The organism is Janthinobacterium sp. GW821-FHT03C08, from assembly GCF_059420905.1.
Genome location: NZ_JBWKUP010000007.1, coordinates 297,893 through 320,233, shown reverse-complemented (window position 1 = coordinate 320,233; position 22,341 = coordinate 297,893). Strand labels below are relative to the sequence as shown.

23 protein-coding genes and 1 pseudogene are annotated in these 22,341 nt (G+C 62.5%); 14 read left to right on the top strand and 10 right to left on the bottom strand.

Annotation, left to right across the window (positions count from 1 at the left end):
* Nucleotides 1-39 precede the first annotated feature (39 nt).
* Complete coding sequence (locus tag AC07VL_RS12445) at nt 40-2,085, top strand: phage head spike fiber domain-containing protein (RefSeq protein ID WP_494806120.1); 2,046 nt, start codon at nt 40-42, stop codon at nt 2,083-2,085.
* A 17-nt stretch (nt 2,086-2,102) separates the two neighbouring features.
* Here the strand turns inward: AC07VL_RS12445 and AC07VL_RS12440 are convergent, their stop codons facing one another.
* A complete protein-coding gene (locus AC07VL_RS12440) occupies nt 2,103-2,252 on the bottom strand; it encodes a hypothetical protein (protein ID WP_494806119.1) in 150 nt (49 codons plus the stop codon).
* A 4-nt stretch (nt 2,253-2,256) separates the two neighbouring features.
* Between AC07VL_RS12440 and AC07VL_RS12435 the strand changes: the two genes are divergently transcribed.
* Genes AC07VL_RS12435 through AC07VL_RS12425 form a run of 3 tightly spaced genes read left to right on the top strand, consistent with a single transcriptional unit; the run spans nt 2,257 to nt 3,412 of the window.
* Nucleotides 2,257-2,586 (top strand): hypothetical protein, encoded by a 330-nt coding sequence (locus tag AC07VL_RS12435; protein ID WP_494806118.1) that lies wholly within the window; start codon nt 2,257-2,259, stop codon nt 2,584-2,586.
* Nucleotides 2,583-3,020 carry a D-Ala-D-Ala carboxypeptidase family metallohydrolase gene (locus AC07VL_RS12430; RefSeq protein WP_494806117.1) on the top strand — a complete coding sequence of 146 codons (438 nt, stop codon included), beginning with the start codon at nt 2,583-2,585 and terminating at the stop codon, nt 3,018-3,020. The genes AC07VL_RS12435 and AC07VL_RS12430 overlap by 4 nt, the downstream gene beginning before the upstream one ends.
* Nucleotides 3,017-3,412: a hypothetical protein gene (locus tag AC07VL_RS12425; RefSeq protein ID WP_494806116.1), complete on the top strand. Its 396-nt coding sequence runs from the start codon at nt 3,017-3,019 to the stop codon at nt 3,410-3,412. Before AC07VL_RS12430 ends, AC07VL_RS12425 begins: the two co-directional genes overlap by 4 nt.
* A gap of 354 nt (nt 3,413-3,766) precedes the next feature.
* Here the strand turns inward: AC07VL_RS12425 and AC07VL_RS12420 are convergent, their stop codons facing one another.
* The 3 genes from AC07VL_RS12420 to AC07VL_RS12410 form a co-directional block, all read right to left on the bottom strand.
* Nucleotides 3,767-4,330, bottom strand: a complete 564-nt coding sequence (locus AC07VL_RS12420) for a hypothetical protein (RefSeq protein ID WP_494806115.1) — start codon at nt 4,328-4,330, stop codon at nt 3,767-3,769.
* Nucleotides 4,331-4,559: 229 nt separating this feature from the next.
* Nucleotides 4,560-5,366, bottom strand: a complete 807-nt coding sequence (locus tag AC07VL_RS12415) for a DUF2971 domain-containing protein (RefSeq protein WP_494806114.1) — start codon at nt 5,364-5,366, stop codon at nt 4,560-4,562.
* Nucleotides 5,367-5,438: 72 nt separating this feature from the next.
* Nucleotides 5,439-6,632: an AlbA family DNA-binding domain-containing protein gene (locus AC07VL_RS12410; RefSeq protein ID WP_494806113.1), complete on the bottom strand. Its 1,194-nt coding sequence runs from the start codon at nt 6,630-6,632 to the stop codon at nt 5,439-5,441.
* 291 nt (nt 6,633-6,923) lie between these two features.
* Between AC07VL_RS12410 and AC07VL_RS12405 the strand changes: the two are divergent.
* Nucleotides 6,924-7,238, top strand: a pseudogene (locus AC07VL_RS12405) (SOS response-associated peptidase family protein); the annotation flags it as partial.
* A 149-nt stretch (nt 7,239-7,387) separates the two neighbouring features.
* Nucleotides 7,388-7,987, top strand: coding sequence for a hypothetical protein (locus AC07VL_RS12400; protein ID WP_494806112.1), 600 nt, complete (start codon nt 7,388-7,390; stop codon nt 7,985-7,987).
* A 33-nt stretch (nt 7,988-8,020) separates the two neighbouring features.
* Here AC07VL_RS12400 and AC07VL_RS12395 read toward each other — a convergent pair whose 3' ends face one another.
* Nucleotides 8,021-9,256: a tyrosine-type recombinase/integrase gene (locus tag AC07VL_RS12395; protein ID WP_494806111.1), complete on the bottom strand. Its 1,236-nt coding sequence runs from the start codon at nt 9,254-9,256 to the stop codon at nt 8,021-8,023.
* 438 nt (nt 9,257-9,694) lie between these two features.
* Between AC07VL_RS12395 and AC07VL_RS12390 the strand changes: the two genes are divergently transcribed.
* The 7 genes from AC07VL_RS12390 (at nt 9,695) to AC07VL_RS12360 (ending at nt 14,958) form a co-directional block, all read left to right on the top strand.
* Nucleotides 9,695-10,303, top strand: coding sequence for a hypothetical protein (locus AC07VL_RS12390; RefSeq protein ID WP_494806110.1), 609 nt, complete (start codon nt 9,695-9,697; stop codon nt 10,301-10,303).
* Between the two features lie 135 nt (nt 10,304-10,438).
* Nucleotides 10,439-11,158, top strand: coding sequence for a DUF2325 domain-containing protein (locus AC07VL_RS12385; RefSeq protein ID WP_494806109.1), 720 nt, complete (start codon nt 10,439-10,441; stop codon nt 11,156-11,158).
* Nucleotides 11,159-11,229: 71 nt separating this feature from the next.
* Nucleotides 11,230-12,057, top strand: coding sequence for a TlpA family protein disulfide reductase (locus AC07VL_RS12380; protein WP_494806108.1), 828 nt, complete (start codon nt 11,230-11,232; stop codon nt 12,055-12,057).
* A gap of 120 nt (nt 12,058-12,177) precedes the next feature.
* Complete coding sequence (locus tag AC07VL_RS12375) at nt 12,178-12,453, top strand: metal/formaldehyde-sensitive transcriptional repressor (RefSeq protein WP_290601450.1); 276 nt, start codon at nt 12,178-12,180, stop codon at nt 12,451-12,453.
* A 10-nt stretch (nt 12,454-12,463) separates the two neighbouring features.
* Entirely contained in the window at nt 12,464-13,432 is a 969-nt protein-coding gene (gene dmeF / locus AC07VL_RS12370) for a CDF family Co(II)/Ni(II) efflux transporter DmeF (RefSeq protein ID WP_494806107.1), read from the top strand.
* 92 nt (nt 13,433-13,524) lie between these two features.
* Nucleotides 13,525-13,866: a zinc ribbon domain-containing protein YjdM gene (locus AC07VL_RS12365; RefSeq protein ID WP_290601448.1), complete on the top strand. Its 342-nt coding sequence runs from the start codon at nt 13,525-13,527 to the stop codon at nt 13,864-13,866.
* Nucleotides 13,867-13,932: 66 nt separating this feature from the next.
* Complete coding sequence (locus AC07VL_RS12360) at nt 13,933-14,958, top strand: RNA methyltransferase (RefSeq protein ID WP_494806106.1); 1,026 nt, start codon at nt 13,933-13,935, stop codon at nt 14,956-14,958.
* Nucleotides 14,959-15,023: 65 nt separating this feature from the next.
* Here the strand turns inward: AC07VL_RS12360 and AC07VL_RS12355 are convergent, their stop codons facing one another.
* Both AC07VL_RS12355 and AC07VL_RS12350 read right to left on the bottom strand, forming a co-directional pair.
* Entirely contained in the window at nt 15,024-15,428 is a 405-nt protein-coding gene (locus AC07VL_RS12355; RefSeq protein WP_494806105.1) for a hypothetical protein, read from the bottom strand.
* 86 nt (nt 15,429-15,514) lie between these two features.
* The gene (locus tag AC07VL_RS12350; RefSeq protein ID WP_077402374.1) at nt 15,515-15,742 is read right to left on the bottom strand and encodes a hypothetical protein; all 228 of its coding nucleotides are present in this window, start codon (nt 15,740-15,742) and stop codon (nt 15,515-15,517) included.
* A 126-nt stretch (nt 15,743-15,868) separates the two neighbouring features.
* Between AC07VL_RS12350 and AC07VL_RS12345 the strand changes: the two genes are divergently transcribed.
* Nucleotides 15,869-16,546 carry a phosphoribosylanthranilate isomerase gene (locus AC07VL_RS12345; RefSeq protein WP_494806104.1) on the top strand — a complete coding sequence of 226 codons (678 nt, stop codon included), beginning with the start codon at nt 15,869-15,871 and terminating at the stop codon, nt 16,544-16,546.
* Here AC07VL_RS12345 and AC07VL_RS12340 read toward each other — a convergent pair.
* The 3 genes from AC07VL_RS12340 to AC07VL_RS12330 all read right to left on the bottom strand — a co-directional run bounded on the left by AC07VL_RS12340 (nt 16,543) and on the right by AC07VL_RS12330 (nt 22,239).
* The gene (locus AC07VL_RS12340) at nt 16,543-17,448 is read right to left on the bottom strand and encodes a LysR family transcriptional regulator (protein ID WP_494806103.1); all 906 of its coding nucleotides are present in this window, start codon (nt 17,446-17,448) and stop codon (nt 16,543-16,545) included. The genes AC07VL_RS12345 and AC07VL_RS12340 overlap by 4 nt on opposite strands.
* Before the next feature lie 198 nt (nt 17,449-17,646).
* Nucleotides 17,647-18,174: a 4'-phosphopantetheinyl transferase family protein gene (locus tag AC07VL_RS12335; RefSeq protein ID WP_494806102.1), complete on the bottom strand. Its 528-nt coding sequence runs from the start codon at nt 18,172-18,174 to the stop codon at nt 17,647-17,649.
* Nucleotides 18,175-18,183: 9 nt separating this feature from the next.
* Entirely contained in the window at nt 18,184-22,239 is a 4,056-nt protein-coding gene (locus AC07VL_RS12330; protein ID WP_494806101.1) for a Pls/PosA family non-ribosomal peptide synthetase, read from the bottom strand.
* Nucleotides 22,240-22,341: the final 102 nt, after the last annotated feature.

Here is a 22,341-nt window from a genome sequence, read left to right as displayed (position 1 = left end):
CGGTGTATCAACGTTTATCCAATACCACGGTGGAATAGTATGGCCAATTTACGCATCATTTACGACAATGCGGCCGATCGCGCCACGCTGACGGCCAGCACCACGGCCGGCGCGCTGGGCGTGGCCAACTTGCAAAACAATCGCAAGGGCCGGCCATGGCGGGCCACCGGCACCACGGCGCGCCTGGCTGCCACCTGGGCCGCGCCAGAGCGCATCGGCGGCGTGTTTCTGCCGTTCTGCAACCTGTCGCCGACGGCGACGATGCGCGTGCGCGTGTCGAATGAGCCGGCGGGCCAGAACCAGCTGACATTCTCCGATCATTTTACGAATCCTGCGCTTTGGCAAATTTCTGGCGTTTCCATCGTTCCCGATATTGCCATCACACCAGAGGGTAGTACAGGCGCTGCAAAGCTCGTGGAAGGGACGAACAATGATACCTTGCATGAGTTGTATCGGTCCTTCGCCGCTGTTGCGGCGCGCCGCACGACGGTATCGATCTGCGTCAAGGCCGCAGGACGCAGTAAGGTGCGGCTGTCTCAGGTCACGACCGGCTTTGCTATTGGTGCAGCGGCGATTTTCGATCTTGCTGCGGGTACGGTTGGTGCGGTTTCTTATTTTGGAGGGATGACGGGCGCCCTGGCGAGCATCGTGCCGCTGGGCAACGGCTGGTATCGCTGCGCGATTGAGCTGACTGCATCGGTGAATGGCACTTGGTATCTTGCTCTGGACCTTGTGACGGGAACGAACACCTTGGGCTACCTTGGAGATGGAGTAAGCGGGGTCTATATCACGCATGCGCAGATCGAGACTGGCGGGCTGTCTTCCTACTATCCGGCGACGGTCAGTTTCACCGGGCGTGCGTCAACGGGCACATTTATTGGCAACAACGGGCTGCTGCAGACGGCGCCGGCCAATGTGGCGCGGATGCAATACAACCCGGTGAATCTGGCGGCACCTCCATTTTTATTACTGGAGCCGGCAGCGACGAATCTTGCCGTGCAATCCGGGGATATTTCCAGTGCAAGTTGGGGTCTCCGCTGGGGCGGTGGTGCATCTGTAGTGGCAGATGCTGCCGTTCTTGCCCCTGACGGCACGCCAGCGTACAAGGTTACGTCGACGTCCGGCGGTTCTGGTATTGGGCAGGGCGTGGTGCTGACTGCCGGGGTAACCTACACGTTCAGCATGTGGATTGCCTCTGGAACCGCTCCTCGTAGTATGGGGGTCTGGCCATCATCCAGCGGAGGCGTCGCGCTAGTCTTCGCGGGCATTCCAGCAAATTTGCCTTTGACGAGGTATAGCATTACCTACACAGCGACAGCGACAGGAACGTATTATTTTGGGTTGCAGGGCATTTTCGTCGGTGATTCCCTGTGGTGCGCCTGCGGACAAGTCCAGGCAGGTAGCTATGCCGATTCATATATACCGACCACGACCGTCGCTGTGACGCGCGCAGCCGACGTCGCCACCTCCGCGTCAGGCGTACGCCCGGCCGGCTATATCGATGCCTGGCAGACTTACGGCTACGACAGCGGGATGCTGCCGGCATGCCCTGCCGCCGCCGCAGTAATCGACGGCTTCACGCCGTTGCAGGCCGCCAGCGCGTATGGACATGGCGGTGGCGCTTATGCGCGCCATTGGCTGCCGGAACCTATGGCCGCGCGGGGCCTGGCGATCGACATCAAGGACCCGGCCAACCTGCAAGGATATGTCGAGGCCGGGCGCCTGGTAGCGGGTGCATACTGGTCGCCCGCCAACAACCCGGACTATGGCGCGCCGGTGACGATCATGGACGCCAGCACGCATGCCCGCAGCGACGCCGGCGACCTGTGGACCGATTTCGGCACGCGCGCGGGCAAGATGTCCCTGCAGATGAGCGCGCTACCGGCAGCCGACCGCACGGCGTTGTTCGGCATCGTGCGCCGAAATGGCATGTCCGGCGCCATGCTGGTTAGCTTGTTTCCTGAATCGGCCGACCCGGAGCTGGAGCGCGACCACACCATCTTCGGGCGCCTGTCGTCGGTCTCGGCGATGAGCATTCCGTACTACGAAAACTACGCGATGCCGCTGGAAATCGAGGAACTTTAACAGCTGTACCGCTTGCATCACCACAAACCCGCTTCGGCGGGTTTTTTCATTTCCACCACCTGAAAGGCATCCATGGCCATCGAAACAACCGCCGCCGGCGGCGCGCTGATCAAAATTTTTGGCATCCCGGTTCTGGCCGGCGCTGCCGCAACCTCACTGGGATTCATGTTTATGTGGCCAAAAAACGCCAAGGAAGCGGGCGTTCGCTTCTTCGTCACCATTCTGTTTTCCGCCCTGATGGGGCCGGCCCTGGTCGTGGTCGTACGCAACTGGATGCCGGGCCTGTTCGATAGCGCGCGCGCCGTCGCCGTGCTTTACGGGAGCGACCCGGCGCTGGGCTTTCTCTTCATCGCCGCGCCGCTGATGGTGGCCGCCGGTCTGCCCGCCTGGTGGGTGCTGGGCGCCACGGTACGCTGGCTCGACAAGCGCCGCGACAAGGACATCGGCGAGCTGGCGCGCGATGCGGCCGCTGTCGTCCGTGACGTGCGGGGTGGCCTGTGAACCTGAGCCCCCATTTCAGCCTGGCCGAACTGGTCGCCTCGCAGGTGGCCACCCGCAAGGGCATCGACAACACGCCAGCGCCCGCCATCGTCGCCAACCTCACGCGCCTGGCCGCGCTGCTCGAGCAGGTGCGCGCGCTGGTGGGTGCGCCCGTCGCCATTTCCAGCGGCTACCGCTCGCCTTTGCTCAACAAGGCCGTGGGTGGCGCGGCCAATAGCGCCCACGTGCTGGGCCTGGCTGCCGATATCAGCACGGCCAGGCTGGCGCCCAAGGCGCTGGCCCTGCTGATCCGGCAAAGCGGCATCGTCTTCGATCAGCTGATCTACGAGGGCACGTGGGTGCACATCGCCCTGTCGGCTGGCGCGCCGCGGCGCCAGGTGCTGACGGCCAAGTTTGCCGGCGGCGGCGTCAGCTACGTGGCGGGCATCGTATGAGCGCCCTGGCCACGCTGCCGGGCGCCGCCGTCAGCGGGATCTGGAAGGCGGCCGCCATCGTGCTGGCCGCCGCGCTGCTGCTGGTGGCCAGCTCCACCGCGACCGGCTGGTGGCTGGCCGCTGGCGACCGTGACGCCGCGCGCGCGGCGCTGGTGCGGGAGCAGGGCGTCGGCGCAGCGCTGCGGGCCTCGATCAGCGAGCAAAACCGCGCCATCGATGGCATGGCCAAGGCAACCCTGGCGGCGCAGGAGCGCGGCGCGGCGGCACGGGCGGCGGCTGTTGCCAAGGGCAGGAAGTACGATGCGGCTCTAGTGCAGATCGCGGGCGTGCACGCCACAACCTGTGACGAAGCAATGCCGGCCGTTAGGTTGCTACTGGAGAATGTGAGATGAGGCGGAATATTGAAAGCATGGGGCGGGCTGCTGAGCAGTCAAAAAAGGATGGCGCGTCTCATGGACGCCTGCTCTTGCCCGGACGCTTAGCAGTCATTTTCAGCGTGTTGGCGTTGGCCGGTTGCGCCAGCGCGCTACCAGCGCCAGTTGGGGTCAAGGTGCCGGTGATAGTGCCGTGCATCAGCGAGGTGCCGCCGCGCCCAGCCTACGAGCTCGACAAGTTGCCGGTGGCAGCAACGGATGGAGAGGTCATCCTGGCGCTGGCGCGGGACTGGGCGCGTGGGCGGAAATACGAGGGCGAACTGCGGGCGGCTGTAGCTGCCTGTGTATGGCCGTCATAGTCGCAAATAAATCTCAGAGCCGCCTTACCATTTTTTCGTGCCACTCCTTCAGTAATTTTTCATAATTCCACGTCCGCGTAGGAGGGAGTCTCTTTGGCAGGGAATACCTCTTACGCAGTTTTTCCGCTAATAGCAGGGCCTCTAAACCACAATATCCAGCTTGTAATTCTGGGGTATTGTTGTCCTCGTCAGGTGCGTAATAGTTAATGCTCCAATTAATATCCCCATTTGCATACTGGATTGTATTTTCGAAGGCTAATACGTGATTGGTAATTTTATTGTCTAGCAGCTTCCATTCGATCTCGTTAGGTAAGGAAAGTGTAGGTAGCGTCGAAAATGTTTTTCCGTTCGATTGTTCGCTTGCTAGGAATGTTAGATGATCTGAAATTGCAGCGGAACATCCAATCGAAAATTTCTCTAAGCTAAGTGCTATTTTTAATGCTGCATGCCTTTCCTCGATAACTCTAAGTTTTCTGCCGCTCCAGCTTGAATACAATGAGTTTAGAATGAAGGTAACTATCCCAGATGTTAGCGAGAAGCCAAGGAGCTGAGCTAGCGTTAATTCAATATTTGGCATGCAATTAAATTTTCTATTTTTGCGACAATTATCATCAAGTATTATGCCTTGTTTCTTTTCTTGTAGGGTAGCCGCCCCGCCTCTGAAATACATAGAATTATGCCGTTCACGCGGACTCACCATATATTAGAGTTACTTTCGGCACCGTCGGTACCGTTGCCGTGTAGTCGGTCCATATCTTCATAAACAAAACAGCCTTCTCCAGCGGTCTCAATTTTAACCGAGCATATCAAGGCTGGGCAACCTCCCCACAATGAATAATATCGAGAAAGAAGGAGCGGGCACTGATCTTAGCTTCAAACAACTGAACAGTATGCCCACGCTGGGCCAATAGTTCTTTTACTCGTTCGCGCTCCTTAGTCTCCATGTCATATCCGAAGATGACACCCTCAAGCAGTTCTTTCGGGTACGGGATCAGTCTAGCCGTTCCTTGGGTATCTACAACACGCCATTCTTTCTCGTATTCCCAGCCTCTATACTTTGTGAGGAATATTGAATCATACTCCGCTTCGTGATTGTCATCGGCGAAAAAATCAATGACTGGGTAGTTGTCCGAATAAAGTACCTGAGATGCGTCGGCGAGAAAATCATCGACCTTAAATTTTAGACACAGCCCTTTGTGTTTATCTCCATAGTGATAGAACATGACTGGATCATTGGGAGCCTCTGACAAACACAAAATACCTATGTCCCTCACGTAGTCCTGCGCCACCGTCTGCGCAAACTCTATGAACGCATCGTCTATGGATGGATATTTTTCTTGAAGGCTTACAAAGTGTGCCATCCATTCTGTGGTCCCCGATTTATGGCAACTCATATTGCAGGAGTTAGCGAAGGTTTTACGCCGGAACTGTTGACGCGCCGTTTCGTCGTCAGAATCGAAAGTAAAATGTGGCCGGCAATCCATTGGGTCGTTAAATTTTTTGGGGCATGCAAACCATAAATTGTTATCGCTAAGGATGGCATCTTTTCTATCCTGCTCGGCCTCCTTTTCTGCTAGAAATGACATGTACTTGTAAAGGTAGACTGGGGGCATGGCTTATTCTCTTCGTTAACTGAGGGGTTCACAGATTACCTTCGATGATGTGCGAACTTCCATAGGCCACCGCTATTTTCGTGGGGAAAAGGCCCCAGTAACACTATCGAAGTCAATGCAACGTTCTCTACCAAAACCCTGCCACACCATATCAAGAAGGGTTTGTATCGTGCTATCAACGTCGATTATATCAATGTCTTCGATCCATACATCTGGTGGAATTAAATGTGGACGGTCTGCCGAAGAATGACGACGCTGGTAATAAAATTGATCTATGCCTAGTTCGTATCCTTGCACATTAAGCAAGGCGATGCTAAGGACCGCTGGCCCTGAGAATCCTAATTTTTTAACGGATGTCAAAAATAATTTTATTGAGTCGTAAAAGAATTTTGACATGTCAATAGACCATATTACCGATCGCTCCTCATTTGGCCTTGTTTCTATTGTTTCACCTCCAAGACTTACACCTTCTAGTGCGCCGTTTCGGAATATATGATGATAAGTATAATGTTCATCATCCTGAGAGTTGCTTGGATGAAGAATTAATCCATCAAAATTGAATTTTCGATTGACAGTATTCCAATTCCCTCCGATGAATTCGCCGTAGGTTTTTGAATATACGATTTTTAAATCTGCAACTTTCCGACCGGATAATCCCGCTACAGGTACAAGGTGAATTACCCATTGAGGGCCTGTGTACAGCGGCATGCTTGTTTTTTTATTGGCGATTAATTCAATTCGATCAGAAATAAAACGGCGCGCGAGCTCTGCAAGCGTTGCGGTGCGGTCGAATGCCGCACGCAATTGATCATATGACATATCAGCAATCCCTGTCCCATTACGCATGACAAATCGTCTATTGTTATTCATCCGAATAGAATGCGGCCCGTCAAATGAAGCAGGTATACGTAGGACAACCGCATATCCTCCTTCTATATTGATTGGGCGCATCTTCACCCCGATAATTCTTGGTTCGATAGTTGCATCGAGTATCTGGGAAAGTCGTCGCAAAGCAGCGTCTGCTAATTCTCCTGTGATCGGCACCAGTATTCCTGCACATCCATCTTTCTCCTCAATGCCGTACACCAAATCACCGCCATCGCTATTTGCCAATGCAGCGACGTCCTTACAAAGTTCATGTTTTTCTTTATCAGAATTATTAGGAAGCTGACGCTTAAATTCTAATCTTTCTGACTCTGGGCAGCGGTCTTGGCAGAGGGCTTGAAGATCGGACGATTCTATTTGATCAAGTGGTTGAAGGATCAAGTCAGTGCTCCGTCTGGAATTTAAATGCGAAGATTGTAATAGATTGGTATGAGTCTATTAGTAAAGTCAATTTTTCGCAATCATTGTTATCATGTTCGTCTTGATGCATCATTGTTGCGTGGTGCTAACTCTGCCCAACAAGTGCCCGCCTAAATGGTAGTCAGCAGTTCAACTTTCCGCAGCGCCTGGAAGCGCAAACAGTTTTGCATCATCCCGGCGGCCAATTTCTTCGAACCCAACTACGAAACCGGCAAGGCCGTGCGCTGGCGCATCTAGCGCGCGGATGGCGGCCCGGTGGCCATTGCTGGGATATGGGAATACCGGCAGGCTGACCAGTTGCTGTCGTTCTCGATGCTGACGATCAACGCCGACGGACACCCGTTAATGCAGCGCTTCCACAAGCCGGATGATGAAAAGCGCATGGTGATGATCCTGAACCCGGATCAGTATCAGGGCTGGCTGGACGGCTCGCTGGTGTCGGAAGAGGACGTTTATCGGCAGTATCCTGCTGGGCTGCTCGTCGCAGAGCCTGACTCTATGCAGCCGCGATCCCGTTCAAAAACACCTGCGCCGGCCGCGCCAGCGGAACAGGGCGGACTCTTCTAGTTACAAATTTCACCTTCTGGTTTCTCTTGCTCGCCAATATACTGTGTTTTTGTACAGTATATTTGGGATGGATGATGAAGGTTTGGGCATCAAGGCGTCGAGAGGATGGGGCGGTGCTGGCAGCCCCTGCACCGGTAGTAGAAGGCGCCATGCTGCTCGAACTGTTGGTGGTTGATGTAACGCTGGAGGGGAATCGACGCCCTTCAAAAGTGGCGCGCCTGCAAACGATAGGCGCGCCGCGCATTCTGGCGCAGCTGGCCAAGCTCAAACTGGTGCGGGTTCAAGGATGGAATATGGTGCTCAGCGGCATTGAGGTAACGAGGGACGAGTCCGGCCGCACCCGCGAGGTCGCCCAGACTTGGGTATGCAAACTTTTCGTACCGGAAAACGCTATCGGATTCCGCGCCAGGGAGCTATATAGATCTGGAGTGGCGCTACCGAAAAAACTTGCGCGTGAGAGCGGTGGCTCGCGCGGGTTGCTGGCGGTGGCTGATAATTACTCAAATGTGTTGCAGCGCCACGCAACCTGCGCTGAGCTGCGCGGCCATCAGATTTCGACATTTCCGGAGGGCCGCCTGATCGACTGTTATATCGAGTGGATGTCGGAAGAGTCGTTCGAACTGGGCGGCCTACAGTTGCGCTCGAGTTTCGAGAGCCATCCGGAGCAGCTGGAGCGCGGCGGGTGGCTGGTCAGCGTCGACATGAAAGAACGCGAGCTGACGAAGGGCGAGGCGCGCATGCTGCGATAGGGTTCATCCGGCATGTTTGAAGGTTCGCCAAGCCTACACTACTGCTCCGTGTATGGCCGTCACGCTGGCGACGACTGGGACCGAATTGCAGTAGGTCGACCAGACCTGCATCAGCAGGATGCGTTTCTCCAACAGGTCGCCCCGGCGATACGCTGCCTCAACCTTATCTGGCAAGCTGTGCGCCAGCGCATGTTCGCAAACCTCGCGTGGGAATGAGTTTGCAACCGATTCGGAGCACCAGTCGCGGAACGTCGACCGGAAGCCGTGCACGGTGATATCGCGCCGATCCATCCTGCGCAGCACGGCCGTCAGGCTCATGTCGGATAGGGGAGTGGCCTTTTTACTCCCTGGAAACACGTGCTTCTCTACACGGGGCATCTGCTTGAGCAGTGCAATTGCCTCGGCCGATAGTGGGATGCGGTGCTCCCGGCCGGCCTTCATCCGGACCGCCGGTATGGTCCACAGTGCACAGTCCAGGTCAATTTCCTCCCACACCGCGCCACGGACCTCGCCAGATCGGGCGGCAGTTAGGATCGCAAATTCCACGGCGCGCGCCGACATGCCCTCGCGCGCGCGTAACTCTTTCATGAACCCGCCCACATCCTGCCACGGCAGGGCAGGGTGGTGCTTGACCCTCCCAAGCTTGCCGGGATCCGCCAGCAGGTTATCCAGATGGCCGCGCCACCTGGCCGGGTTTTCGCCCACGCGGTACTTGCTGACAGTTGCCCAGTCCAGAATGCTCTCTATGCGGCCTCGCAACCTGGTGGCTGTCTCCGTCTTTTCCTGCCAGATAGGGCTGAGCACTTTGACCACCTGGCCGGTGTCGACGGCGGCGACAGGCAAGTCTCCGATAAAGGGCGCAGCGTAGGTCGCCAGCGTGTTCTCCCACTGATCCGCGTGCTTGGCGTTTTTCCAGCTGCCGCGGTGCGCGGCGATATAAGCGCCGGCGCATTGGTTGAACGTGATTGCGCGCGCGCGGTCCAGCGCATCACTGAGCTTGTCGGCGGCACGCGTTTCCAGTGGGTCTTTCCCTTCCAGTAGCAAGGCGCGGCAATCCCGTGCCTTGCTGCGCGCCGCTGCCAGGCTTACAGTGTGCACGGCGCCCAGGCCCATCTCGCGTTGCTTCCGCTCACGCGTATAGCGGAAGATCCAGCTCTTGGTTCCCGTCTTCGACACCTGCAAATACAAGCCGGCCCCATCACCAAAATACCCGGGTGTTTTTGCCTTGCTTACCGCCAACGCCGTCAATTTTTCGACCGTGCGCGCCATCGCCTACCCCCATTCCTACCCACATATAGAGTGTGGATTTTAGCGCACTCAAGCGATATCAAGCGGACTACTTGGCAGAAAAAATGCATAAATTCAAGGGCGTAGAGGCATTAAGCGACTTTTTCCGGACGCCAATTAGGCGGACACCGTCTCCGCCAGAATCAAATAAAAAAGCCTCCCCTATGGGAGGCTTTTTTATTTGTCTGGACGGAACGGCGGGATTCGAAGGGCTGGGCCGTGCCGGCCCAGCCCTCTCCGAATCGCCCAGCCACCGCGCTGCGCGCGGCAAGTTGGCCGCGCAGCGGCCAACGCCGCCCCCTCATCTCAGGCTGTAGCAGCCAGCGCCCACGCAGCAAATGCAGCAAACCAACCGTGCGCCGCCCCCCCCCCCTGCGATACAGTGCAGTCTTCGCAACCCCCATCTCAAACGCAAGCCCCATGACCACAAACAAACACGCCGCGGCAGCTCTGGCCCTGTGCGCCACCCTTGCCCCCGCGATGGCGACGTCCGCCGCCACCGCGCCACCGTTCCTGGACGTGCTCGCGTATGAGTATGGCCAGTGCGTGCAGCCCGCGTATCACCTGGCCGATCTGCAGATCTATGACGGTCCTGGCAGTTACCAGCTCAAGGTGAAGGACGAGACTTACACGCTTGCCTTGCAGGAACGCATGGGCTTTTCCTTGCAGGCAGGTATCGACGGTCCCGTGGTGGCCGTGGTCAAGCTGGAGCGTCCGCCGGCGGTGCAGTTCCAGGAGCAGGCGCAGTGGCGCGAGCGGGGCTTGCGTGACGTGGCCGCCCGCAGCGGCGTCGCGCTGGAAGCGCGGGTGCTTGCAGACGGCGCGCGCCTGCTGATCGTCAACAAGAGCGCGATCACGGGTGCTTACGTGGGGCAGTCGCTGCTGATCGACCCGCGACGCCAGTTGTTTGTCGGCATGGCGTGGCCGAACAGGTTGCCGGGCTACCAGGGCCCCGACGGCATGGCGCTGGTGCGCAAGGTGCAGGATGACGTCTGGCAGCGCATGCATTCCTGCCCGCCCGCTGCCTGACGCGAGCGTCGCACCGCCTATACCCCTACACCGCGCACGCGCATCAATAAATAATAATGATTCTCATTTATAATGCAATGCAACGGGGTGATGCGGGACGGGCGCCTGTGCGCCGCGCGCAGTGGAGGAGGCAGAATGGGCAATTCGTACGACATCGACGACAACATCGCGCACGAGCACCGTGTGCTGCTGCGCGAATACGGCCGCGCGCAGGCGCGCTGCAGCACGATGCAGGCCGAGCAGGTGGCACAGCTTGACCGCATCGCGCAGCTCGAAGCGCAGCTGATGCGCGCGCGGGCGCAGGTGCTCATCCGCGACACGAAGCTGGCGCTGGCGCGCGAAGAGCTGGCGGAGCTGGCCGCCGCGGCGCCTGGCTTGCCCACGCGGGCGAGGCTGGCGCGCAAGGTCGAATGGCTCAGCGAGCGGGTGCAGGACCTGATGCGTGAATTGCTGCGTTTGCAGTGGGTGCCATCGCCATCCGTCGCGCCCGTGCCTGCATTGCAGCCCGACCTGCTGGCCGGCGTGCGCGAGAAAGCCGTGCTGTACGTGGGGCAGTATGTCGACCGGGCCGTCAGCGACGATGCGCAAGGGGCCAAGGTGGCGCAGCAAGCCATCGAGCAGGCCGGCGGGCGCTTCCTGCACCATGCGGGCGGCGATGACGGCGCCGACGACGTGGCAGCCCTGGAAGCGAGCCTGGTGGCCGCCGACCTGGTGATCTGCCAGACGGGCTGCGTCAGCCACGACGCCTACTGGCGCGTGCACGACCACTGCAAGCGCACGGGCAAGCAGTGCGTGCTGGTGGACCAGCCGCAAGCCATGCATTTCGTGCGCAAGGAAGCGCTGGCCGCGTTTTAGCGTCCGTTTTAACGCCCCTTTAATTCGCATCGGGCACAATGGCCGTTCATTCGACGTCCATGAAAGCGCCCATGCTGTCCGTGCAAATCGGTCCCCTGGCCTTGCCTGCGGGCCTGGTCCTGCTGTTCCTTGCCCTGTGCACCGCCTACGGCGTGGCGTGGTGGCTGCGGCGCTACCGCCAGTTGCCCGACGCCGGCCCCCTCGTTTCCGACATGCTGATCGCCGGGCTGCTGGCGGCGCGGCTGGCCTTCGTCCTGCGCTGGCATGAGCAGTATCTGTCGACTCCCTGGTCCATCCTCAATATCCGCGACGGCGGCTTCATGGCGCCGGCCGGCATCGCCGGCGCGCTGGCCATCGCCGCCTGGCGCTGCCGGCGTCCCGCCACGGCGGCCATGCGCCGTCCGCTGGCGGCCAGCGCGGCGGCAGGCGCGCTGGCTTGGGGCGTGCTGAGTGCGGGCCTGGGCCTGGCGTACGACAGGCCGACGGCCTTGCCGGCCGTGGCCCTGCAGACGCTGGACGGCACGTCCACCAGCCTGGCGGCGCTGGCCAGCGGCAAGCCCATGGTAGTCAACCTGTGGGCCGGCTGGTGCCCGCCATGCCGGCGCGAGATGCCCGTGCTGGCCGCCGCGCAGCAGGCGCGCGCGGATGTCGTTGTCGTATATGCGAACCAGCGCGAGGATGCGGTCGCCATCGATGCCTTCCTCGCGCCGTCCGGCCTGGCCCTGCGCAACGTGGTGCTCGACGGCGAGGCCGCGCTGGGCAAGGCGGCCGGTTCCTCGGCCCTGCCCACCACCCTGTTCTATGACGCGCAAGGGCGCCTGGTCGACACGCATCTGGGCGAGCTGTCCGATGCCTCGCTGGCCAGCAAGCTGCAGAAGATCGCGCCGCCCGCGCCATAGCGCCCATGCCTGCTTGCCCGGCCGCCCATCCGCGAGGATGCGCGGCTTTTTTTTGCGTCCTGCCGCAGGCTGCGCGCTTTCTGATAGTATACCCCCCTATAGTATTTATCGGAGCGGGACATGGGACACACGGCGCACAACAAGACCAAGCTGCTGAATCGGATCAAGCGCATCAAGGGGCAGGTGGAAGGCCTGGAGCGGGGGCTGGAGGAAGGGCGCGACTGCGGCGAGGTGCTGCAGCTGATCGCCGCCGTGCGCGGCGCCGTCAACGGGCTGATGGCGGAAGTCATCGAAGAGCACTTGCGCGAACACGTGGCCAGCCCCGACATCGCCAATGAAGAGCGGGCCAGGGGCGCCGACGAGATCGCCGGCATCCTGCGCACCTATCTCAAATAAGGAGAACACCATGCAAACGCAATCCCTCGGCGAAGACCTCTCCGCCTGGCAGCACGAGCACGTTTTTGGCAGCAGCAATGGCCGGGCCGAGAGCCGCGCGCGCCTCGTCATGTGGATCACACTGGCCACCATGGTGCTGGAGATCGCTGCCGGCTGGTGGTACAACTCCATGGCCCTGCTGGCCGATGGCTGGCATATGAGTTCGCACGCGCTGGCCATCGGCCTGGCCGCCTTTGCCTATGCCGCCGCGCGCCGCTATGCGCGCGACCCGCGCTTCGCTTTCGGCACGTGGAAGATCGAGGTGCTGGCCGGCTACACCAGCGCCATCCTGCTGCTGGGCGTGGCCGTGCTGATGGTCGGGGCCTCCGTCGAGCGCCTGTTTTCGCCGCAGGCGATCCACTATCCGCAGGCGATGGCGGTGGCCGGCTTCGGCCTGCTGGTGAACCTCGTGTGCGCGCTGATCCTGGGCGGCCACCATGACCACGGCCATGAGCATGGACACGACCACCACGGTCACGATCATCACGACCACCATGGCCATGGCGAAGACCTGAACATGAAGGCCGCGTATGTGCACGTGCTGGCTGATGCCGCCACGTCCGTGCTGGCCCTCCTTGCGCTGGCGGGCGCGTGGGCTTATGGCTGGCGCTGGCTCGATCCCGTGATGGGCATCGTCGGCGCCGTGCTGGTGGCCCTGTGGGCGAAAAAGCTGATGCTCGACACGGGCAAGGTCTTGCTGGACCGCGAGATGGACCACCCCGTGGTGGCGGAAATCCGTGAAGCCGTGGAAGTGGAAAGCGCCGGCGACACGCCGCGTGTCGTCGACCTGCACGTCTGGCGGGTCGGCAAGCAGTTGTACTCGTGCGCGCTGTCTGTGGTCAGCCGCGACGCCAGCCTGACGCCCGCCCTGCTGCGCGCGCGCATCGGCAACCATGAGGAGATCGTCCACAGCACCATCGAGATTGTGCGCAGGACTTGATAATGATGGGGAAAAAAGCCCGCTGATACGGGGCGTAGGCGGTATAATGTCGGCTTTTACAGCACAGCGCTGTTCACCAGACAGAGAGAAGTATGAGCACATTACCACCATGCCCCCAATGCAAGTCCGAATTCACGTACGAAGACGGCAGCCAGCTGATCTGCCCTGAATGCGCGCATGAATGGTCGGCCACGGCTGGCGAGGCGGTGGAAGAGGGCGCCCGCGTGTACCGCGATGCGGCCGGCAACATCCTGCAGGATGGCGACACGGTCAGCGTCATCAAGGACTTGAAATTGAAGGGCGGCGGCGGTGTCGTCAAGATGGGCACCAAGGTCAAGAATATCCGCCTGGTCGACAGCGATCACGATATCGACTGCAAGATCGACGGTTTCGGCTCCATGAGCCTGAAAACCGAGTTCGTGAAAAAAGTCTAAGCCGTAAATTGCCATCCGCGGCGCGCCTCGCATTGTTGCCGGCGCGCCGTTCTTCATTCAGACGCCATGCAAATCGACCATCTCCGCCAGCGCCTGCGCGCCCTGGGCGCCAAACCCCTGCACGAACAGCGCGTGCTGCGCGACTGGATACAGGCGCAGCCGCACGACCAGGGCCGGCGCCGCGCCGAGGATTTCCTGCCGCTGCCCGTGCGCGAGGCGCTGCCCGCGCTGGACGCCGAATTGCAGGGCATGCTGAAACTGCTCAGCACCCATCCCGGTGCGGACGGTTCGGCGCGTTTGCTGGTGGGACTGCACGATGGCCAGACGGTGGAAAGCGTGCTGCTGCCGCGCGACGGCCTGTGCGTGTCCAGCCAGGTGGGGTGTGCCGTCGGCTGCCAGTTCTGCATGACGGGCCGCGACGGCTTGATCCGGCAAGTCACCAGCGGCGAGATCGTGGCGCAGGTGGTGCTGGCGCGCACCCTGCGGCCCGTGAAAAAAGTCGTCTTCATGGGCATGGGCGAACCCGCGCACAACCTGGCCAATGTGATGGAAGCCATCGAGCTGCTGGGTACCGAGGGCAATCTCGGCCACAAGAACCTCGTGTTTTCCACCGTGGGCGACCCGCGCGCCTTCGAGCGACTGCCGCAAGGGCGGGTCAAGCCGGCGCTGGCGCTGTCCCTGCACACGACCAAGCCCGAGCTGCGCGCACAGCTGCTGCCGCGCGCCCCCCGGCTCACGCCGCAGGAACTGGTGGACTTCGGCGAGTCGTATGCGCGCTTGACCGGCTACCCGGTGCAGTACCAGTGGACCCTGATGGAGGACGTCAACGATGGCGCGGACGAGATGGACGGCATCGTGGCGCTATTGAAGGGCAAGTACGCCGTGCTGAACATGATCCCGTATAACACCATCGCCGACTTGCCGTTCCGGCGTCCCAGCTGGGAAAAGGCGCGCGCCATCGCCGCCGCCCTGCACGCGCGGGGCGTGCTGACCAAGCTGCGCGATTCGGCCGGGCAGGACGTGGAGGGCGGCTGCGGTCAGCTGCGGGCGCGGGAAGCCAAAGGCAAGGTCATTGCCATCCGCGCGGCGTAACGGCACCCCAACGTCAACTACCGGAGTCGGCCCCTCAGGGTCCGACTCCGGATGCGGATTTCGGGTCAAATCCCGCCCAGCAAATCGTTTTCATTCAGGATCGCAAAGGCGATTTCGGGATGCGCGGCCAGGCAGCGGCGCACGGCGGCGGGGATGGCGGCGCGGGTCTTGCGGCACAGGCCGGGCCGCTCCAGCAGGCGGATCTGGAAGCCGCGCACGGTGCGTACTTCGCCGCTGCCGGGGGCGATCTGCAGCTCCACGCCCAGGTTGCCCTTCAATCGCTCTTGCAGTTTCTTCAGCTGCGCGTAGCTGGCGATCTGCTCGATATGCGCGAGCAAACGCTTTTCTTCCGTCAGGTTCAGGCGCAGGATGGCGATATCCGCCTGCGGATCGCCGAGCAGCTGCTCGCGCTTGCAGTCGCACAGTTGCGGCGGGCACTCCTTGCGGACTTCAAAATCGACGATGCGCATGCGGACGTTCCAGTGGCGACGGCTGAAAAATCAAGTATCGGCCGGTACCTGGCGCCTGTCAATCTGCGCCGCAGCACGATGCCGCATCAGCGCGGGCTGACGATCAGGCGCCAGCGGATCGGCCCCTGCTCGCTGCTGTGCTGATGGTGGTTTTGCGGCGGCATGACGTGGCCTTCCGTGGAGACGATTTCATGCGCGCAGCCGTCGCAGCGGTAGATGCCCGAATACGGCACGGCCTCGCCCGGCGACGTCAGTTCATCGAAACGCGGATGCATGGAGCGGGCCACGTAGCTGGGGTTCTTGTAGTCGGCCATGGGTTCCTCGGGAAGTGGACAAGGCCCCATTCTGGCACACAATCGCGCGCGGCCTTGACGGCGTGCCTTGGCGTGCGCGCCACCCTGTGTTGTAATGTTGATCATCCCAACGGAGCACGCCAGGCCATGAGAACCCGCATCAAGATCTGCTGCATCGCCTCCATCGACGAGGCGCAGCTGGCCATTGCCGCCGGCGCCGACGCGCTGGGCCTGGTGGCGGCCATGCCGTCCGGTCCCGGTCCGATTCCTGACGCGCGCATCGCGCAGATCGCCGCCTGGACGCCGCCGCCCGTGGCCACGTTCCTGCTGACGTCCGAGACGACGGCGCAAGCCATCGCCGCACACGTGCGCGCCACGCAGCCGTCCACCGTGCAGATTGTCGGCCATGTTGATCCCGGCGAAGTCGCTGAGCTGGCGCGCCTGCTGCCGCACGTGCGGCGCGTGCAGGCGATCCACGTGGAAGGACCGGAGGCCTTGGCGCTGATTCCCGCCTATGCGCCCCATGTCCACGCTTTTTTGCTCGATTCGGGCCGCCCCGGCGCGGCCGTGCCTGAACTGGGCGGCACGGGCCGCACGCACGACTGGAGCATCAGTGCGCGCTTCGTGCGCGCCAGCCCCCGTCCCGTCTTTTTGGCCGGCGGCCTCGATGCCAATAATGTGATGGAGGCGCTGCGCCAGGTGCGGCCTTACGGCATCGACCTGTGCTCGCGCGTGCGCACGGACGGCAAGCTCGACGTCATGAAGCTGGCCTTGCTGATGGCGGCCGTGCGCGACGCCGATGCGGCGCTGTATGCGGAAGGCTAAGCGGCCGGCAGTGCAGCCATCTCGCGCACGAACGCTTCCGTAAATGCGGCCACCATGCCGCTGGCCGCGCGCGGCGAGATCAGGCCGACGATGGAATGCGATTCCTCGTCGGGCAGGGGGATGAAGCGCACGCCGGGCGGCGCCACCAGGCGCATGCTGTCCGGGACGATGGCGATGCCCATGTTCGCCTCGATCAGGTTCAACTGCGACGTCTTGCGCGACAGGGCGCGCGCCGCCTTCGGGAAGAAGCCCTGCGCCAGGCACAGGCCCGCCACCAGGTAGCTCAGGCCTCCCCGGTCCTTGTGCGGGATCGAGACGAAGGCTTCGTCGCGCAGGGCTGCAATCGTCGTGCTGTCCAGCGATGCCAGCGGCGAGGCCGACGACACGGCCACCACCAGCTTTTCCGCAAACAGTTCGCGCACGACGATGTTGGCGTGCTTGCGCAAGGTAGGCAGGCGCACGAGGCCCAGGTCGGCGCGGCCTTCCTCGATGTCGGCGGCCTGGTTTTCCGATGAGCCTTTTGATATGTCGAGCGAGACGCCGGGAAACTGCGCCAGCAGCCGGTTCAGCACGGCGCCGATGGCGGGCGTGAGGGTGACGGAACTCGAATGCAGCAGGCGGATGATGCCTTGCGCTCCTTGTCCCACGTGGCGCGTCTGGCGCACGGTTTCCTCGATGTCTTCCAGGATGCGCCTGGCCCGCTCATAGAACACCTGGCCGGCCGGCGTGAGCTCGATATGGCGCGCGTCACGCGTCAGCAGCAGCGCCTGCACTTCGCCTTCCAGCTCCTTGATCTGCCGGCTCAGGGCCGACTGCGCAATATATAATTTTTCCGCCGCGCGCGAGTAGCTGCCCGCATCGACGATCTCGACGAAGTACTTGAACTGTTTGAGAGAAATCAATCGTATGCCTTTTCGAGATCGGTGACTGCCGGATTTGATATTAGCCTGGCCCCGGTGTTCGCGCTACAGTGGGCTGGTCTGCTGTCACTGCAAAGGAAAGACCATGCTGGAATTGATCGGGGTGTTGGGGCTGTTCGTCAGTATTATCGCAAAACTGATTTTCGTCCAGATCGGCGGCGCTGCCGAGGGCAAGGAGGATTAATATGCCAGCGTTGCCACGTAGGGCGCTGGCAGGGACAACACCTGCAGGCGGCACGCCGGCGCCGAGCCGTCCCACTCCGCCAACTGCTTGCCCGCCCACTTGAGCGCCGCCTCGCGCGCCGTCCACGCCTGTGCCAGGCGCCGCGGGCGCTGGTTGGCAGGGCAGGCGGCCAGCTCCTGCGCCACCTGCGGCCCCAGGTAATCGCGTGCCAGAATGAACCAGTCGGCAATGTCCTGCACCCGCATCACGTCGATGCCGACGGCACCATGCAGGTGGATGGCGGCCAGCGACAGTCCCTCGTCATGGCTGAACGACAGGCCGGCCGGGCGGCCAGCCAGCAGCAGGCGGGGAGGGGTGCCGGGCGTCGACTCCACGGAAATCGCCTCGCTACCAACATTCAGCGACAGCGCCGCCGCTGCGCGCACGGCGGCGCGCAGGCGCAGGCGCGCCTCGGTGCGCGGCAGCACGGCGGCGACGCTGATGACCAGCACGCCGTCGCCCGACAACAGAACCGTATGCTCCATCAGCTGCAATCAGCTACGCAAAGGCGCTGCCGGGCAGCCCGCCCAGTTGCTGCCGGCGGGGATGTGCTCGCCCTTCATCACCAGGGTCAAAGGACCCAGGCGCGCATTGTCGCCCACCTTGGCGCTGTACAGCACGGAACTGCGCGGGCCCATGTAGACGCGCTGGCCGATGTCCACGTGGTCGATCTTCATCACGCGGTCCTCGAACAAATGGGTTTGCGGGCAGGTCAGGGCGTTCAATTCGCTGTAGTCGCCGATGTGCACGCAGTCGAATTCCGTGATGTCCGTCGTGTCCATGTAGACGCCGCGGCCGATCTTGCAGCCGAACAGGCGGAAGGCCAGCGGCAGCCACGGCGTGCCGCGCAGGTAGCGCATGAAGTTGGGCACGGCGATGCCCTCGTACAGGTTGGTGACGCCTTCGGAAATCCACACGAACGGCGTCCACATGGGCGCCGCATGCTTGCGGTAGCGTCCCAGCAGCAGCCACTTGAACAGCACCACCACGAGGAAATTGCCGATGCCGTAGGCGATGCCGGCTATGGCCAGGTCGCCCACCACTTCGCCCCAGCGTCCGGCGCCCGCGATGGGCATCACGTCCAGCACCAGCGTATAGCCGACGGCGATCACCACCGCGTGCGGCGCGACGATGCGGAAGGCCTCGATCAGGCTGCGGCCCAGGCGGCGCAGCATGGAGGGCTTGAAGGTCAGGTGCTCGGCAAAGCCGCTGACCTGTTCGCGCGCGGGCAGGTGCATGGGCGGGGAACCGAGCCAGGTGTCGCCGCTATGCATCTGTTCATTGCGCGGCGCGTGCGTGTGCACGCCGATCAGCACGTGCTCGGGCAGCACGGTGCCGTCCGGGATATAGCTGCCGTTGCCGACGAAGCTGCGGTGCGAGACGACGGTGGGGCGCATGGTCATCCAGCCGCCGTCGATCTGCTCGTCGCCCAGCATGACGGCGTCGGCGATGAAGGTGTCGTCGCCCAGGGTCAGCATGTCGGGCACGACGCCCAGCGCCGTGGAAATCTCGGCGCCCTTGCCCACCTTGGCGCCCAGCAGGCGGTACCAGTACGGCGCGTACACGGTGGCGTAGATGCCGTGCAGGACGTTCAGGCTCGATTCCTGGATATGGCTGACGAGCCATTTGGCGCAATAGATATTGCTGTGCACGGGAGATATGCCGGGTTTGAGCCGCGGCAGCGCGCCCCAGCGGATGGCGGCCGACAGCAGGGCCGTGAGCACGATCAGCACGGCGCTGGCGGGGAAGGCCAGCAGGAAGTAGCGGGCCAGCTGGGTCGTCACGTCGCGGCCCTGCAGCCACGGCATCATTTCACGCTCGTCGAACCAGTCGATCAGCACGAAGCTGGGGAAGACGGGCATGAAGAACAGCACGGCGATCAGGACCATGCCGAAGCAGAAGAACAGCGTTTCCCCCGTCAGGCGCAGGCGCGAGACGGCGGGGCGGGGCGGCTGGCTGGCACGGTCGTAGGGACCGATGTCGCGCGCGGGCGAACCGGTGTACACGCGCCCGGCCGGCACCGTGGCGCCGTCGGCCAGCGCCGATTGCCCCTCCAGGTGGCCAAACGCGCCCATGCTGGTATTGCCCTCCAAAATCGCATAGGAACTGATGCAGCAGTCGTCGCCGATGCTGATCTGGCCCAGCAACAGGCGGCCCCGCTCGACCCGCGCGTTTTCAAAGTTGACGGCATTGCCCACGCTGACGTTGTCACCGATGGACAGCAAATCGGGCGCGCGCAGGGTCATCGAGCCGATGACCACTTCCTTGCCCACCTTGGCGCCCAGGGCGCGCAGCCACCAGCTGTTCAGCGAGGAGCCGCTGAGCAGATAAGCGGGCGCCGATTCGACGAGGCGGTCGGCCAGCCACCAGCGGTAATACGTGACGCCCCAGAGCGGGTAGCTGCCGGGCTTCAGGCGCCCGGCGATCAGCCACTTGCCGGCAATCGCAATGACAAATTCGGCCAGCGTCGCGAGTAAAAACACGCCGATCGAGGCGGCGATGGCGCGCGGCACCGTGTCGCCCGCGTCGCCCGTGAAGAAGTGATAGGTGAAAAACGGCGCCATCCACTGCGCCATGCGCAGGGTGACGAGGCCCGGCACGGCGGCCGCCTGCGCCGCGCCGCAGATCCAGCGCTTCCAGGTCGACGGCGGCGTCCATTCCGCTTCCGGCGTGGCCAGGGCGGGCGCTTCGCCCAGCACGGCCGCGATCTTGCCGATCTCGCGGTTGTGATAGATGTCGCGTACCGTCATGTGGGCGTAGGCGGGATCGGCGCGCAGGGTGGACGCCAGGCGCGCGGCGAGGAAGGAGTGGCCACCGAGGTCGCTGAAGAAGTCGAGCCGGCGCAAGATCGCCTGGCCCGGGAACAGCTTGGCCAGTGCCGCGAACAGGGCCGCTTCGGCAGGCGTTTCCGGCACGTCCGATTCGCCCGCCTCGCCGGCCGGCGGCGCGGACAGGGGCATGGCCTTCAGTGCCTTGCGGTCGATCTTGCCGGATGTCAGGCGCGGCATCAGCGGCAGCAGCTCGAAGCGGCCAGGCACCATGTAGGGCGGCAGGTGCAGGTTCAGGGCGGCGCGCAGGGTTTTTGCCGCCAGCGCGTCCTCGGGCGCATCGTCGCTGCCGACGATGTAGGCCACCAGCTGGTCGATGCCGTCATCCTTGCGCAGCAGGACGGCCACCGTGCCCACGCCTGCCTGCTGCGCCAGCACGGCTTCGATCTCGCCCAGCTCCACGCGGAAGCCGCGTATCTTCACCTGGTCGTCGGCGCGGCCCAGGCACAGCACCTGGCCGTCCGCATCGATGCGGGCCAGGTCGCCAGTGCGGTACAGGCGGGCGTCATCTTCGTTGGTGGTCCAGGGATTGGGCAGGAATTTTTCCACCGTCAGGTCGGGCCGGCCCAGGTAGCCCTCGGCCAGGCCGGGACCGATGATGCACAGTTCGCCCGTTTCGCCGCGTGGCAGCAGGGTCAAGGGACGGTTTTCCCCCGTTTCGGCCACCTGCAGCACCAGCAGGCCGTAGTTGGGCAGCGGCGTGCCGATGGTGACGGGCTCGCCGGGCCGCAATCGCGCCAGGCTGCACGAGACGGTGGCCTCCGTGGGGCCGTAGGTGTTGAACATGGCGCGTCCCGGGCGCGACCACCGTTCGACGAGCGATTCCGGGCACATCTCGCCGCCCAGGTTGATCAGGCGCAGGCTAGGCACGTCTTCCGCGAACAGGGCCAGCAGGGTCGGCACGGCGTGCAGCACCGTGACGTGGTTGGCGGCCAGCGCCCGTGGCAGCGCTTCCGGGTCGCCCGAGATTTCCTTTGGCCCCAGCCACAGGGTGGCGCCCACCAGGTAGGCAATCCAGATTTCCTCGAACGACATGTCGAAGGCGACGGAAAAGCCCTGGTAGACAGTATCGGCCTGCGTCACTTCCAGCACGGCGTTTTCGCTGCGCAGGAAGTGGCAGATGCTGCGCTGATTGATCAATATGCCTTTCGGCTTGCCCGTCGAGCCGGACGTATAGATCACGTAGGCGGGGTGTTCGGGCAGCACGGTGGCGCGCGCGGGCAGGTGTTCGCCCGGCGTAGCGGGTGCCAGCAGGCTCTCCGCCGTCCATACGGGGCGGCCCACGCCGGCATCACGCAGGCGCGGCGCGAAGTGGGCGCAGCTGACGACGCCCGCGCCATTGGCATCGTCCAGGCACACCTGCAGGCGCTCGACGGGCGTGTCTTCATCGACGGGCAGCCAGGCGGCGCCCGCCTTGGCAATCGCCGCCTGCATCAGCAGCAGGGGGGCGCCGCGCGGCAGCCACAGTCCCACGATGTCGCCGGGCTTGACGCCGGCCGCCACCAGGCGCGCCGCCGCCAGGCTGGCCTGCGCATCGAGTTCGGCATACGTGATGCGGCGCGCGCCGTCGATCAGGGCGATTTGCTGGGGGTAGCGGCGCGCCGTCGCCTCGAGCAGGTCGGCCAGCACTTCCTCGCGCAGCAGATCCGGTCGCGGCGGGCCGTACAGGATGTCGGCGTGGGTGGAAGGGGTGTCTGGGCTGACTGCGGTGAAATCGTTCATGGATGACGCTTATCTGTAATGCGGTGTGAGGAATCGAACGGGCTGCGCGTGGTGCGCGGCACAGTTGATACATTACAGCACGCAAGCCATTTCAGCGTTGCA

Bases quoted from the DNA above. Each gene is read 5' to 3' on its own strand.
- AC07VL_RS12390 (WP_494806110.1), top strand. From the start codon at position 9,695: ATGACCACAAACAAACACGCCGCGGCAGCTCTGGCCCTGTGCGCCACC.
- AC07VL_RS12365 (WP_290601448.1), top strand. From the start codon at position 13,525: ATGAGCACATTACCACCATGCCCCCAATGCAAGTCCGAATTCACGTAC.
- AC07VL_RS12425 (WP_494806116.1), top strand. From the start codon at position 3,017: ATGAGCGCCCTGGCCACGCTGCCGGGCGCCGCCGTCAGCGGGATCTGG.
- AC07VL_RS12395 (WP_494806111.1), bottom strand. From the start codon at position 9,256: ATGGCGCGCACGGTCGAAAAATTGACGGCGTTGGCGGTAAGCAAGGCA.
- AC07VL_RS12360 (WP_494806106.1), top strand. From the start codon at position 13,933: ATGCAAATCGACCATCTCCGCCAGCGCCTGCGCGCCCTGGGCGCCAAA.
- AC07VL_RS12350 (WP_077402374.1), bottom strand. From the start codon at position 15,742: ATGGCCGACTACAAGAACCCCAGCTACGTGGCCCGCTCCATGCATCCG.
- dmeF (WP_494806107.1), top strand. From the start codon at position 12,464: ATGCAAACGCAATCCCTCGGCGAAGACCTCTCCGCCTGGCAGCACGAG.
- AC07VL_RS12440 (WP_494806119.1), bottom strand. From the start codon at position 2,252: ATGAATCCCAGTGAGGTTGCGGCAGCGCCGGCCAGAACCGGGATGCCA.
- AC07VL_RS12420 (WP_494806115.1), bottom strand. From the start codon at position 4,330: ATGCCAAATATTGAATTAACGCTAGCTCAGCTCCTTGGCTTCTCGCTA.
- AC07VL_RS12380 (WP_494806108.1), top strand. From the start codon at position 11,230: ATGCTGTCCGTGCAAATCGGTCCCCTGGCCTTGCCTGCGGGCCTGGTC.
- AC07VL_RS12375 (WP_290601450.1), top strand. From the start codon at position 12,178: ATGGGACACACGGCGCACAACAAGACCAAGCTGCTGAATCGGATCAAG.
- AC07VL_RS12415 (WP_494806114.1), bottom strand. From the start codon at position 5,366: ATGCCCCCAGTCTACCTTTACAAGTACATGTCATTTCTAGCAGAAAAG.
- AC07VL_RS12385 (WP_494806109.1), top strand. From the start codon at position 10,439: ATGGGCAATTCGTACGACATCGACGACAACATCGCGCACGAGCACCGT.
- AC07VL_RS12355 (WP_494806105.1), bottom strand. From the start codon at position 15,428: ATGCGCATCGTCGATTTTGAAGTCCGCAAGGAGTGCCCGCCGCAACTG.
- AC07VL_RS12335 (WP_494806102.1), bottom strand. From the start codon at position 18,174: ATGGAGCATACGGTTCTGTTGTCGGGCGACGGCGTGCTGGTCATCAGC.
- AC07VL_RS12435 (WP_494806118.1), top strand. From the start codon at position 2,257: ATGTGGCCAAAAAACGCCAAGGAAGCGGGCGTTCGCTTCTTCGTCACC.
- AC07VL_RS12400 (WP_494806112.1), top strand. From the start codon at position 7,388: ATGCTGCTCGAACTGTTGGTGGTTGATGTAACGCTGGAGGGGAATCGA.
- AC07VL_RS12445 (WP_494806120.1), top strand. From the start codon at position 40: ATGGCCAATTTACGCATCATTTACGACAATGCGGCCGATCGCGCCACG.
- AC07VL_RS12345 (WP_494806104.1), top strand. From the start codon at position 15,869: ATGAGAACCCGCATCAAGATCTGCTGCATCGCCTCCATCGACGAGGCG.
- AC07VL_RS12330 (WP_494806101.1), bottom strand. From the start codon at position 22,239: ATGAACGATTTCACCGCAGTCAGCCCAGACACCCCTTCCACCCACGCC.